This window comes from Caproiciproducens puteiluti (assembly GCF_052442865.1).
GTDB lineage: Bacteria > Bacillota > Clostridia > Oscillospirales > Acutalibacteraceae > Caproiciproducens.
In genome coordinates this window covers 3454674-3467377 of the sequence record NZ_CP194790.1, presented here as the reverse complement: position 1 = coordinate 3467377, position 12704 = coordinate 3454674, and the positions used below count along the sequence as shown (strand labels likewise).

At 54.5% G+C, this 12704-nt stretch carries 9 protein-coding genes; 5 read left to right on the top strand and 4 right to left on the bottom strand.

Going from position 1 to position 12704, the window contains the following annotated elements:
• The 3 genes from ACRQU7_RS16645 to ACRQU7_RS16635 form a co-directional block, all read right to left on the bottom strand.
• Entirely contained in the window at nucleotides 1–1647 is a 1647-nt protein-coding gene (locus tag ACRQU7_RS16645) for a DUF1538 domain-containing protein (protein ID WP_444642001.1), read from the bottom strand.
• A 240-nt stretch (nucleotides 1648–1887) separates the two neighbouring features.
• The gene (locus ACRQU7_RS16640) at nucleotides 1888–3594 is read right to left on the bottom strand and encodes an ammonium transporter (RefSeq protein ID WP_444641999.1); all 1707 of its coding nucleotides are present in this window, start codon (nucleotides 3592–3594) and stop codon (nucleotides 1888–1890) included.
• A 120-nt stretch (nucleotides 3595–3714) separates the two neighbouring features.
• The gene (locus ACRQU7_RS16635; protein WP_444641997.1) at nucleotides 3715–5808 is read right to left on the bottom strand and encodes a glutamine synthetase III family protein; all 2094 of its coding nucleotides are present in this window, start codon (nucleotides 5806–5808) and stop codon (nucleotides 3715–3717) included.
• 377 nt (nucleotides 5809–6185) lie between these two features.
• Between ACRQU7_RS16635 and ACRQU7_RS16630 the strand changes: the two genes are divergently transcribed.
• Genes ACRQU7_RS16630 through ACRQU7_RS16610 form a run of 5 tightly spaced genes read left to right on the top strand, consistent with a single transcriptional unit; the run spans nucleotide 6186 to nucleotide 11180 of the window.
• On the top strand, nucleotides 6186–7280 hold the full coding sequence (locus ACRQU7_RS16630) for a class II glutamine amidotransferase (protein WP_444641995.1): 1095 nt from the start codon (nucleotides 6186–6188) through the stop codon (nucleotides 7278–7280).
• A complete protein-coding gene (locus tag ACRQU7_RS16625; RefSeq protein WP_038325849.1) occupies nucleotides 7280–8788 on the top strand; it encodes a glutamate synthase-related protein in 1509 nt (502 codons plus the stop codon). Before ACRQU7_RS16630 ends, ACRQU7_RS16625 begins: the two co-directional genes overlap by 1 nt.
• 3 nt (nucleotides 8789–8791) lie before the next feature.
• Nucleotides 8792–9223, top strand: coding sequence for a 4Fe-4S dicluster domain-containing protein (locus tag ACRQU7_RS16620; protein ID WP_444641993.1), 432 nt, complete (start codon nucleotides 8792–8794; stop codon nucleotides 9221–9223).
• 5 nt (nucleotides 9224–9228) lie between these two features.
• The gene (locus ACRQU7_RS16615; RefSeq protein WP_444641991.1) at nucleotides 9229–10461 is read left to right on the top strand and encodes an NAD(P)/FAD-dependent oxidoreductase; all 1233 of its coding nucleotides are present in this window, start codon (nucleotides 9229–9231) and stop codon (nucleotides 10459–10461) included.
• The gene (locus tag ACRQU7_RS16610) at nucleotides 10458–11180 is read left to right on the top strand and encodes a glutamate synthase (protein ID WP_444641989.1); all 723 of its coding nucleotides are present in this window, start codon (nucleotides 10458–10460) and stop codon (nucleotides 11178–11180) included. Before ACRQU7_RS16615 ends, ACRQU7_RS16610 begins: the two co-directional genes overlap by 4 nt.
• Nucleotides 11181–11411: 231 nt before the next feature.
• Here the strand turns inward: ACRQU7_RS16610 and ACRQU7_RS16605 are convergent, their stop codons facing one another.
• Complete coding sequence (locus ACRQU7_RS16605) at nucleotides 11412–12686, bottom strand: O-acetylhomoserine aminocarboxypropyltransferase/cysteine synthase family protein (RefSeq protein WP_444641987.1); 1275 nt, start codon at nucleotides 12684–12686, stop codon at nucleotides 11412–11414.
• Nucleotides 12687–12704 lie beyond the last annotated feature (18 nt).

The following is a 12704-nucleotide window of genomic DNA, read 5'->3' as shown; positions in this document are numbered from 1 at the left end:
TCATTCCTCCCTTTCCAACGAATTGTCGCCATCTGTTCTATTTTCGCTGGTTTCCTCGGAATTTGCAATAGGGTTTTCGACTTTTCCCTTATTTTCCTCCGATTCTTCCGGAAATTCCGGATTTTCCCCCGAGAATTCAGGCGATGCAACACCTTCCTCCGGCAGAACGTTGTCCGCTTCTTCCGCCTTTTCCGCGCGGTCGAGCTTGATCCGGTAAATAATACCGATTGCCTGTACGGTGATGATCGGCATCATGGCCACCATGGCGATAATCCCGAAGGCGTCCGTCATAATATTGCCGCCCAACGCGTCACACGCGCCGGAAGCAAACGGCAGCAGAAACGCCGCGGCCATGGTTCCGGCCGCCACGCCGCCGGAGTCGAAAGCAATAGCGGTGAAAATTTTCGGGCTGAAAAAGGTCATTGCCAGCGCAATGGCATAGCCCGGAAGCAGGAAGAACCAGATGGAGGTGTGCGTCATGATGCGGATCATGGCCAGAGCCAGCGCAAGCCCCACGCCGATGGAAAGGCCGACCATCATCATCCTTCCGGAGATCGCGCCGCTGGTGATATCCTCCACCTGATTGTTCAGAACATGAACCGCGGGCTCCGCAAAGACGACGCAGCACCCGATCACCGCGCTCAGGGGAATGAGAATCCAGCGGTAGGGAAGAGAGGCGATGGAACGTCCCAGGTAGGTGCCGGCGGGCATAAAGCCGATGTTGACGCCGGTCAGAAAGACCGAAAGCCCGACGAGCGTGTACACAATTCCGACCATAATGCGAATCATCTTGATTTTCGGGAGCTTTAGATGAATCAACTGGAGGAATATGAAAATCACGACGATCGGAAGCAGAACAATACAGACTTCCTTAAAAAACTGGAGAAAGCCGTTTGCAAACAGCGCGATCAGTTCGCCGACGCTGTCTACGGTGGCGGCGGATTCAAACGCGAACCCCGTTCCGGAGGGGTCGAAAAACATTCCCGTGATCAGCACCGCCAGAATAGGACCGATGGAGCACAGCGCGCACAGCCCGAAGCTGTCCTCCTCCGCGGTACTGCCGCCGCGCACCGCAGAAATGCCCAGGCCAAGCGCCAGAATAAAGGGCACGGTAATCGGTCCGGTGGTTACGCCGCCGGAATCGAAGCTGACGGCTAGATAGTCCGGGGCCGTCAGTGCGGCGATAATGAATACAAAAACATACGAGACGATCAAAACATGGGAAAGATTCATCTGGAACAGGATGCGCAGAAGCGCAATCACCAGAAAAATGCCCACCCCGCACGCGACAGACGCGATCAAAGCGGCGTCCGGCACGGCGGGCACCTGTTTGGTCAGCACCTGAAGGTCCGGCTCCGCCACCGTCACCACGACGCCCAGGATAAAACTGCTTATCACCATCAGCCAGAGCTTCCGCGACTTGGTCAGCACCGAGCCAATGGTTTCTCCCATGGGGATCATCGATAGTTCCGCGCCCAGAGTGAAGATGCTCATCCCCACGATCAGCAGGACCGTTCCGGTGAGGAACATCATCAGAGTGCCTGTGGGCATGGGCGCGATTGTAAAGTTCAGCAGAAGAACGATGATGCCGACAGGCAAGACGGATTGCACGGATTCTTTCAGTTTCTCGGTCAATACTCCATTCATTCTCAACTTCCTTTCGTTCATAGTATCTATTTCAGCTTTCAAACCAGCCATTCAGCCATTCATGGTGACGACCGCATATTTTACTAAAATTATAACATATTTTGTATAAAATAGACCGAATAATACAAAGAGTTCAAAAATTGTTCATAAAATCAAAGCGATAGATAAAGCGGGCGGTCTGCCGGAATGACAGACCGCCCACTTTATATAGGAAGATATGTAAAGATCTTGTACTCTGAATTAATATTCGCCCTGTAAGGCGTCGTATCCCTCTTCGCCTGTGCGGACTTTGATTACATTTTCCACATCGTAGACAAAGATTTTTCCATCGCCGATCTTTCCGGTGTACAGAACCTTCTTTGCTGTGTCCACCACTGTTTCTACCGGAATGGCGCTGACGACTATTTCCAGCTTGATTTTCGGCAGGAGGTTGATTTCTTTCATTTTGACGCCGCGGTAATATTCGGTATTCCCTTTTTGTGTGCCGCAGCCAAGAACATTGGTAACGGTCATTCCCATGATACCGATTTCGTTCATTGCTTCCTTCATCGCTTCAAACTTGCCCTTATTAAAAATCATCACGACTTTTGTCATCTTTTTACCGGTGACAGTGGAAGCAACGGTAGGCGCCGCAGGATAATGCGAAACCGGAACACTTTCTTCAACAGGAAGAAAATCCGCTTCGCTGAATAAAGCGTGGCCATCCATTGGGAGAAAGTCGGCATATGCGCTGACGATGCCGTGCTCCTTGATATCCAGACCCATGATTTCTTCTTCAGGATCAACGCGAAGACCGACTGTCTTCTTAATGACAGTAAAAATAATCAGCATGGAAACGGTAACCCATAAGCACACGGCGAGTACGCCCAAAATCTGTGTGCCAAGGAGCCGGAAGCCGCCGCCGTAAAGCAGACCGCCGTCCACCGCGAAGAAGCCGGTTAGAATGGTACCGCCCGCTCCGTTCAGAAAATGCACGCCGACCGCGCCGACCGGGTCATCTATTTTTAAAACCTTGTCAATAAATTCAATACCAAATACAACGATAAAGCCGGCAATCAGACCGATAAAGAACGCGCCGACGGGGGAGACCGCGTCGCAGCCTGCGGTAATCGCCACAAGGCCCGCCAGGGAGCCGTTCAGGGTCATGGATACGTCGGGCTTTTTGTAGCGGATCCAGGTAATAATCATCACTGTCACGGTAGCAACCGCGGCCGCGAGATTGGTGGTGACAAAGATGCTGCCGGCGGAGGAAAGAATGTCGTCGCCGGTCATGGAAATGGTGGAACAGCCGTTGAATCCGAACCAGCAGAACCAGAGAATAAAGACACCGAGAGCGCCAAGGGTCAGGCTGTGGCCTGGAATCGCCTTTGGGTTGCCGTCCTTATCATATTTGCCGAAACGGGGGCCGAGCATTTTGGCTCCGATCAGCGCCGCAAGGCCGCCCACCATATGTACTGCGGTCGAACCTGCAAAATCGTGGAAGCCGAGCTGTGCCAGCCAGCCGCCGCCCCAGATCCAGTGCCCGGAAACGGGGTAGACAAACGCGCTGATACAAGCGCTGTAAATGCAGTAGGAAATAAATTTCGTTCTTTCCGCCATAGCGCCCGAAACAATGGTTGCGGCTGTCGCACAGAAAACAGTCTGAAAGATGATGTAGGCCGCAGTGGGGATGGTCAGTCCGAGGCTGGCGGCGTAATCGCCCCTTGTCAGAAAATCAAAGCCGCCGATGAAAGGCGCCGTTCCGGCAAACATCAGGCCGAAACCGAAAAGCCAGTAAATAGGAGTGCCGATGCAGAAGTCCATCAGGTTTTTCATAATGATGTTGCCGGCATTTTTCGCCCTCGTAAAACCGGTTTCGACCATTGCAAAGCCTGCCTGCATAAAGAACACCAGGGCCGCGCCGAGCAGTACCCAGATCGTATCAACGGAAGAGAATACTTGAGTCATGCGTGTTGCCTCCTCTAAAAAATTAGCGTGTATTCTGCAAGCTAAAACAGAATACACGCCTTTGTGCATTAATTTATTCAGTTTTCAATATACCCTCGCAAGCCAATGCTGTACCAGCTTTTACATCACACTGAAAAGCAGGTCGCCGTAAGTCGGGTACGGCCAGTATTTTGCGCCGACCAGGCTTTCGATTTCATCCGCGATGACACGGGTTGCTTCCATTTCCGCGAAAACCGTATTGCGGTAGTATTTTGCCTGTTCCAAAACATCCTTGAATTCTTTCTCCGGTACGACGGTCTCTTCCAGAACAAGCATTTTCTTGTACAGGTCGGAGGTAAGGCTGGACAGCTTTTTCAGCAGGGTCTCTTCCAGTTCGCAGCAGATGTCCGCACACAGCTGTTTCTTGTTGATGGCCTCCTTGCTGATGTCCTTCATATAGGAGCAGGCCGCCGGCAGAATGTCTTTTTTGATCATATCCACCATGGTCAGCGCTTCAATGTGGAGCTGTTTACAGTAGTTTTCCAGCTGGATTTCATAGCGGGAATGAACTTCCGTTTTTGTCAGCACGTTGTATTTTTCAAATAAAGAGATATTGGCGTCGCTGATATAGTACGGCAGTGCGTCCGCGGTGGAGCGCAGGTTCAGCAGACCGCGTTTTTTCGCTTCCTCGACCCACTCTTCGGCATAGTTGTTGCCGTTGAAGATGATACGGCTGTGATCCTTGATCGTGTCTTTGATGATCTCAGCCAGCTTGGAGTTGAAATCATCCGCCTTTTCCAGCTCATCCGCAAAGGTGCACAGGGCGTCGGCAATGATCGTGTTGAGCATGATGTTCGGACACGCGATGGAAACGGTGGAGCCGAGCATACGGAACTCAAACTTGTTGCCGGTGAAGGCAAACGGGGAAGTGCGGTTGCGGTCCGTGGAATCCTTCGGGAAAGCGGGCAGAACATCGACGCCGATTTTCATGGAAACTTTGTCCTGCTGATGATAGGAGGAGCCGTCCTCAATGGACTTCAGCACGCTGGCCAGCTCGTCGCCCACGAACATGGAGACGATCGCCGGGGGAGCTTCGTTCGCGCCCAGACGGTGGTCGTTGCCCGCGCTCGCGACGGAGATGCGGAGCAGGTCCTGATGCTCGTCGACCGCCCGGATGATCGCGGCAAGGAAAAGGAGGAACTGAGCGTTCTCGCGGGGAGAATCGCCCGGCTCAAGGAGGTTTACGCCGGTGTCGGTCGAAATGCTCCAGTTGTTGTGCTTGCCGCTTCCGTTGATGCCCGCGAACGGCTTTTCATGGAGCAGACAGGTCAGACCGTGCTTTGTGGCGACCTTCTTCATGATCTCCATGGTAAGCTGGTTCTGGTCGGAGGCTACGTTGCTTGTGGTGAAAATGGGAGCGAGTTCATGCTGGGAAGGAGCGACTTCATTATGTTTTGTCTTGGCGAAAATGCCAAGCTTCCAGAGTTCTTCGTCCAGTTCTTTCATGTATGCGGACACTCTCGGCTTAATTACGCCGAAATAGTGGTCCTCAAGCTCCTGTCCTTTCGGGGGCTTCGCGCCGAACAGCGTTCTGCCGGTGTAGATCAGGTCTTTTCTTTTTTCGTACATCGCCTTATCAATGAGGAAATATTCCTGTTCCGGTCCTACCGTGGTGATGACCCGGTGGGCTTCGGTGTTGCCGAACAGCTTTAAGATTCTCATTGCCTGCCTGTCGATCGCGTCCATGGAACGCAGCAGGGGGGTCTTTTTATCAAGCGCCTCGCCGCCGTAGGAGCAAAACGCGGTGGGAATGCAGAGGGAGCCGTCTTTGATGAACGCATTGCTGGTAGGGTCCCAGGCCGTGTAGCCTCTTGCCTCAAAGGTCGCTCTCAGTCCGCCGGACGGAAAGCTGGAAGCGTCGGGTTCGCCCTTGATCAGTTCCTTCCCTGAAAACTCCATAATGATCTTGCCGTTTTCCACCGGGTAGATAAAGCTGTCGTGCTTTTCCGCGGTGATCCCGGTCATCGGCTGGAACCAGTGGGTGAAGTGGGTCGCGCCCTTTTCCACCGCCCAGTCCTTCATCGCGTTTGCAACGACGTTTGCGACCTGCAGATCCAGCGGCTTGCCCTGTTCCCTGGTCTTTCTCAGAGCCTTATAGGTGTCCTTTGGCAGTCTTTCCTTCATAACCGTATCGTTGAAGACCATGCTGCCGAACATTTCAGGAATATTGCTCATGAAAATCACTCCCTACATAAATTACAAAAAAGAATAAAAAAAGAAGGCACTATAGGGCAAATCCCTACAGCGCCTTTGCTGCTATGCGCTTATTATATGACAGCCGGGGCGGAATGTCAATAAAAAAATAAAAATTTGCAGGATTTGATAATATTACATGCATAACCATCCTATTATTGATAAAGTTTTATGGAAAATTGCACTAGTTTGCAATTTTAATGCCATAATTATGCAAAATCTATTGACATTAGAGCCTAAACATTATATTATAAAAAAACGCAAATTTAGTAAACAGCCGAAAGCTGTGAATTTCGCAATTTTTGCTGACGGGGCATAAAATGCGTCGGAATACGAAATTGCAGGGAGGTCAGTTTTTTATGCAATTAGAGGGAGATGTAAGGATACCTTCGGGCTGCGCCATATCGGGAATTTTTTCGCGCAGCGGAAAGAAAATGAACGGCGAAGCCATTATTCGCTCCATTACCACCATGCACGACCGCAGCAATGGATTGGGCGGCGGCTTTGCGGCCTACGGAATTTATCCGCATAACAGGGACCTGTACGCGTTCCATGTTTTTTACGGAAGCGCCCGCGCCAAAGAGGAATGCGAAAAAGAGATCATGGCGAACTTCGACGTGACGGTCGCGGAAAAGATTCCGACCCGAAAAATGCCGGAAATTACGGATGAACCTGCAATATGGCGCTATTTCGGCCTGCCGTTTGAAAAGCTGCTCAAGGATACGCAATTGGACGAAAGGGAATTCGTCGCGCGCTGCGTGGTAAAGATCAACACGCAGATCAAGGACGCCTATGTGTTTTCCAGCGGAAAGAACATGGGCGTGTTCAAGGCGGTCGGCTTCCCGGAGGATGTGGGAAGATATTACTGCCTGGAAAACTACGAGGGCTACTGCTGGACGGCGCACGGGCGTTACCCGACCAACACGCCGGGCTGGTGGGGCGGAGCGCACCCGTTCGCCATGCTGGACTATTCCATTGTACATAACGGTGAAATTTCCTCCTACGACGCGAACCGCCGCTTCATCGAGATGTTCGGCTACAAATGTACGCTTCTGACCGATACCGAAGTGATTACCTATATTATTGATTACCTGAACCGGAAACAAGGGCTCAGCCTGAAAGAGGCCGCGGACGTCATCGCCGCCCCGTTCTGGAGCGAAATCGACCGGATGCCGGCGGCGGAACGCAAAAAGTTCACCTACCTGAGAAACGTGTTTTCCAGCCTGCTGATTACCGGCCCGTTCTCCATCCTGCTGGGCTTCAGCGGCGGCATGATGGCGCTGAACGACCGTCTGAAGCTGCGCTCCATGGTCGTCGCCGAAAAGGGCGACATGGCCTATGTGGCGAGCGAGGAATGCGCGATCCGCGCGATTGAGCCGGACCCGGACAGAACCTTCGCCCCCAGAGGCGGAGAACCGGTCATAATCACGTTGAATGAGGGGGTGGATGCATAATGCCTGTCGATTTCTTATATCCTGAATATGAAGTAATCCGTAATCCGCAGCGCTGCATTGCCTGCCGCGTGTGCGAACGACAGTGCGCCAACGAGGTGCATTCCTACGATGCGGAACTGAATCTGATGAAGAGCGACGAGTCCAAGTGCGTCGACTGCCACCGCTGTGTGGCGCTTTGCCCGACAAGGGCGCTGAAAATCGTAAAGTCCGATCACACCTTCAAAACCAACGCCAACTGGACGAACGAGGTCATCGGCGAGGTATACCGTCAGGCCGGATCGGGCGGCATGCTGCTTTCCTCCATGGGCAACCCGAAGCCGTATCCGGTTTACTGGGATAAGATCCTGATCAACGCTTCGCAGGTGACGAACCCGTCCATCGACCCGCTGCGCGAGCCGATGGAAACCAGAACCTTTCTGGGCAAGCGGCCGGAAAATCTGGAGCGCAACGCGGACGGCAGCCTCAACACGGAGAACCTTCCCCCGAATCTGGAGCTTTCCGTGCCGGTGATGTTCTCCGCCATGAGCTACGGCTCCCTCAGCTACAACGCGCATGAAAGCCTTGCGAGGGCCGCCGAGGAGCTGGGCATTTACTACAACACCGGCGAGGGCGGCCTGCATGAGGACTTTTACCGGTACGGCGCGAACACCATCGTGCAGGTTGCGTCCGGACGTTTCGGGGTACATAAGGATTATCTGGAAGCCGGCGCGGCAATCGAAATCAAAATCGGTCAGGGCGCGAAGCCGGGAATCGGCGGGCATCTGCCCGGAGCGAAGATCGTCGGCGACGTTTCCCGCACCAGAATGATCCCGGAGGGCTCGGACGCGATTTCTCCCGCGCCCCACCACGATATCTATTCGATTGAGGACCTCCGCCAGCTGGTTTACTCCCTGAAAGAGGCCACCAACTATCAAAAGCCGGTCATTGTAAAAATCGCGGCGGTGCACAATGTCGCCGCCATCGCCAGCGGCATTGCCCGCAGCGGAGCGGACATCATCGCCATCGACGGCTACCGCGGCGGCACCGGCGCCGCCCCGACCAGAATCCGCGACAACGTCGGTATCCCGATCGAGCTTGCGCTCGCGGCTGTGGACGAGCGGCTCCGTCAGGAGAAAATCCGCAACAACGTTTCGCTCGTCGTCGGCGGCAGCATCCGCAACTCCGCGGATATCGTCAAGGCCATCGCTCTGGGCGCGGACGCGGTATACATCGCGACGGCGGCGCTTCTGGCGCTCGGCTGTCACCTCTGCCGCAGCTGCCAGACGGGAAAATGCAACTGGGGCATCGCGACCCAGCGGCCTGACCTTGTCAAACGTCTGAACCCCGATATCGGCTATAAGCGCCTCGTCAACCTTGTCTCCGCGTGGCAGCACGAGATCAAGGAAATGATGGGCGGCATGGGAATCAATTCGATTGAAGCGCTCAAGGGCAACCGCCTGATGCTTCGCGGAATCGGATTAAACGAGAAAGAGCTTGAGATTCTTGGTATCAAGCATGCGGGGGAATAAGCGATGAAGAGGATCTATGTAAATGAGAAATGGTGTCTCGGGTGCCATCTTTGCGAATATAACTGCGCTTTTGCCAATTCCGGCAGCGACGATATGGTTAAGGCGCTCAAGGATATTCATATCAACCCGAGGATACGGATCGAGGAAAACCAGGGGATCAGCTTTGCCGTTTCCTGCCGCCACTGTACGGAACCGCTCTGTGTGAAAAGCTGTATTACCGGCGCGCTCAGCGTGGATAACGGCGTTATTAAGGTCGACAAGGACAAATGCGTGGGCTGCTACACCTGCGTTATGATATGCCCCTACGGCGCGATCATGCCGGGGAACGACGGCAGCGTCATTCAGAAATGCGAGCTCTGCACGAACAACAGCTTCGGAGAGCCTGCGTGCGTGCGGGGCTGCCCGAACAAGGCGATCGTTTTTGAGGAGAGGTGAACAGAATGAATTATGTAATTATCGGAAATTCGACTGCGGCGGTCGGCTGCATCGAAGGAATCCGCTCCGTGGATCAAGCCGGAAAAATCACGGTGATTTCCAAAGAGCCGCATCATGTTTATTCGCGTCCGCTGATTTCCTACCTCCTTTACGGAAAAACCACCCGGCAGCGCATGAAGTACCGTCCGGACACCTTTTATGAAGACAACCGGGTGACCCCGCTCCTGGGCGTTACGGTTACCGGGGTGGATTACGAAAACAAAAAAGTCCTTTTGGACAACGGGGACGGGGTCGCGTTTGACAGGCTGCTCTTTGCGACCGGTTCCTCTCCTTTTGTTCCGCCCATGGCGGGGCTGGAGGAAGTGGAGAATCAGTTCAGCTTTATGAAGCTGGACGACGCGGCGGCCCTGCAGAAGGTCATCGATCAGGAAAGCCGCGTACTGATTGTCGGCGCGGGCCTGATCGGCCTGAAATGCGCGGAGGGAATCTGCAGCAAGGTAAAGCAGATCACCGTTGTGGACCTGGCGCCCCGCATCCTGCCGAGCATCCTTGACGAAGCGGGCTCCGAAATCGTGCAAAAGCACATTGAGGAGCAGGGGGTAAAGTTTATCCTCAGCGACAGCGTCGCGCAGTTTACCAAAAATTCCGCTCTGCTGAAAAGCGGCGAAAAGCTGGAGTTCGACGCTCTGGTTGTCGCGGTCGGCGTCCGCCCTGAAACGAAGCTTGCCGCGGACATCGGCTGCAAGGTCAATAAGGGGATCGTTTCCGACATCCACTGCGCCACGAATCTGGACGGCGTTTACGCGGCGGGCGACTGCAGCGAAAGCTACGACATCACCTCCGGCCAGTACCGTGTGCTCGCCCTTTTGCCCAACGCGTATATGCAGGGCGAGGCCGCGGGCATCAATATGGCGGGCGGGGAAAAGGTCTACGACAAGGCCATCCCGATGAACGCGATCGGATTTTTTGGGCTGCACATCATCACCGCCGGGAGCTACGACGGTGAAGACTATGTGGTGCGGACCGAACAGACCTATAAAAAGCTGGTCTCAAAAGAGAATCTGTTAAAGGGCTTCATCCTGATCGGTGACGTCGCCAGGGCGGGAATCTACACTTCGCTGATTCGCGAAAGAACCCCGCTTGACACCGTCGATTACGAACTGATTAAGGAAAAACCGCAGCTCATGGCGTTTACCGCGTCGGAAAGAGCCGTTAAGCTCGGAGGTGCCAAAGAATGAAAATCAATGCGGACAATCAACATTTCAAAGACCTGAACAATGAAATCCGTATCTCCACGGAAGCGGATATCACGGTGGACAACTGTCTTGGGCAGCGCTACATCGCCTCCGGTATGAGCGGGAAAAACATCACGATCAACGGGGTGCCGGGCAACGACCTGGGCTGCTATCTGAACGGCGCCACCATCCGGGTAAACGGCAACGCGCAGGACGCCACCGGCGACACCATGAACGAGGGGACCATCATCATTGACGGCTCCAGCGGAGACGCCACCGGCTACGCGATGCGCGGAGGAAAAATCCTCGTACGGGGCAACGCGGGGTACCGCGCGGGCATCCATATGAAGGCGTATCAGACGCACCAGCCGCTGATCATGATCGGCGGCGAGACCGGCAGCTTTCTGGGCGAGTATCAGGCCGGCGGCACCATCGTCGTGCTGGGCCTCGGTTCCGAAAAGAAGGTGCCCGTGGGCAGCCTTTGCGGAACGGGAATGCACGGCGGCAAGATTTACCTGCGCTGCGAGGCGCTTCCGGAGGATCTGCCGAAGCAGGTGCAGGCGGCTCCCGCCTCCCCGGAGGACATGGCGGCAATCGACGGCCATCTTGATGAGTTCTGCGGTATTTTCAATATCGATAAGCGGGAAGTGCTTTCCAAAAACTTCTATGTCCTGACGCCCAATACGAAAAACCCGTATAAATCGCTCTATACATTTAACTGAAGTGCAGGCTGCCGGACCTACCGGTCGGGAAGTGCCTACGGCGGCGCTCTTAGTCGGTTTGCGTTGAATCGCAGACGTGCTGCTCCGAAACAAATCCCTCTTTGAGGAAGCAGGGGTTTGGGGCAGGCGGAGCCCGGACCGGCGAGGTCCTGACTGTGGGAATTCCCGATTCAGCATTTGGTTAAATATAGAAAGGCGGAGCAACTGCTCCGCCTTTTCGTATGTTATGATTTACAGGTTATTTAACGACTGGTCGATATCCTCAAGAATATCCGCGATGTTTTCGATGCCGACCGACATCCGGATCATATCGGGACCGATGCCCGCCTCCCTGAGCTGATCGTCGTTCAGCTGGCGGTGGGTCGTGCTGGCCGGGTGAAGCACGCAGGTGCGCAGGTCCGCCACATGGATGACGATGGACGCGAGCTTTAAGCCCTCCATAAATCTGGCGGCGACTTCGCGCCCGCCCTTTATCCCGAAGGAAATCACGCCGCAGGTGCCGTTCGGCATGTACTTTTTCGCGAGCTCGTAATATCTGCTGCTTTTCAAACCGGGATAGTTCACCCACGCAATTTTGTCGTTCTGCTCCAGATACGCCGCCACGGCGAGCGCGTTGGAACAGTGCCGTTCCATTCTGAGCGCGAGCGTTTCCAGCCCCAGGTTGAGCAGGAACGCATTGTTCGGGCTCGACTGAGCGCCAAGGTCCCGCATCAGATGCGTGCGGGCTTTTACAATGTAGGCCGCTTTGCCGAACTGCTTTGTGTAGACGATTCCGTGGTAGGATTCGTCCGGTTCGGTCAGCCCGGGGAACTTTCCGTTTTCCCAGTTGAAATTCCCGCTGTCCACAATCGCTCCGCCGACCTGAACGGCGTGGCCGTCCATGTACTTCGTGGTGGAATGGGTGACGATGTCGACGCCGAAAGCAAACGGGCGGCAGTTGATGGGAGTGGGGAAGGTGTTGTCTACAATCAGGGGGACGCCGTGCACGTGCGCCGTTTTTGCAAACAGCTCCAGATCGGTTACGACGAGCGAAGGATTAGTCAGCGTCTCCGCGAATACGCAGCGCGTGTTCGCCCGGAAAGCGGCGTTCAGCTCTTCCGTTGTGCAGTCCGGGGCAATGAATGTAAATTCCAGTCCCATTTCGCGCATGGTTTTGTAAAACAGGTTAAAGGTGCCGCCGTAAATTGCGCTGGAGCAGACCACATGGCCGCCCGCGGTGCAGATGTTCAACACCGATATCAGGGAAGCCGCCTGACCGGAGGAGGTCAGCAGCGCGCCGACGCCGCCTTCCAGAGCGGCGATCTTTTTTTCCACCGCGTCAATGGTCGGATTGCCCAGGCGGGTGTAAAAGAATCCGTCGGCCTTCAGGTCGAACAGCTCGCCGAGCGTTTCCGCACTGTCATATTTAAAGGTTGTGCTCTGTACGACGGGCAATACGCGCGGCTCGCCGTTTCCCGGTTCATAACCCGCGTGGATGCAGTCCGTATCAAGATGGTAATGGCTCAATGGAATTTTCCTTTCCCT

What these genes read in the sequence shown, in the direction of transcription:
- ACRQU7_RS16615 (WP_444641991.1), top strand. Translation starts at nt 9,229, where the DNA reads ATGAATTATGTAATTATCGGAAATTCGACTGCGGCGGTCGGCTGCATC.
- ACRQU7_RS16635 (WP_444641997.1), bottom strand. Translation starts at nt 5,808, where the DNA reads ATGAGCAATATTCCTGAAATGTTCGGCAGCATGGTCTTCAACGATACG.
- ACRQU7_RS16645 (WP_444642001.1), bottom strand. Translation starts at nt 1,647, where the DNA reads ATGAATGGAGTATTGACCGAGAAACTGAAAGAATCCGTGCAATCCGTC.
- ACRQU7_RS16640 (WP_444641999.1), bottom strand. Translation starts at nt 3,594, where the DNA reads ATGACTCAAGTATTCTCTTCCGTTGATACGATCTGGGTACTGCTCGGC.
- ACRQU7_RS16630 (WP_444641995.1), top strand. Translation starts at nt 6,186, where the DNA reads ATGCAATTAGAGGGAGATGTAAGGATACCTTCGGGCTGCGCCATATCG.
- ACRQU7_RS16620 (WP_444641993.1), top strand. Translation starts at nt 8,792, where the DNA reads ATGAAGAGGATCTATGTAAATGAGAAATGGTGTCTCGGGTGCCATCTT.
- ACRQU7_RS16625 (WP_038325849.1), top strand. Translation starts at nt 7,280, where the DNA reads ATGCCTGTCGATTTCTTATATCCTGAATATGAAGTAATCCGTAATCCG.
- ACRQU7_RS16610 (WP_444641989.1), top strand. Translation starts at nt 10,458, where the DNA reads ATGAAAATCAATGCGGACAATCAACATTTCAAAGACCTGAACAATGAA.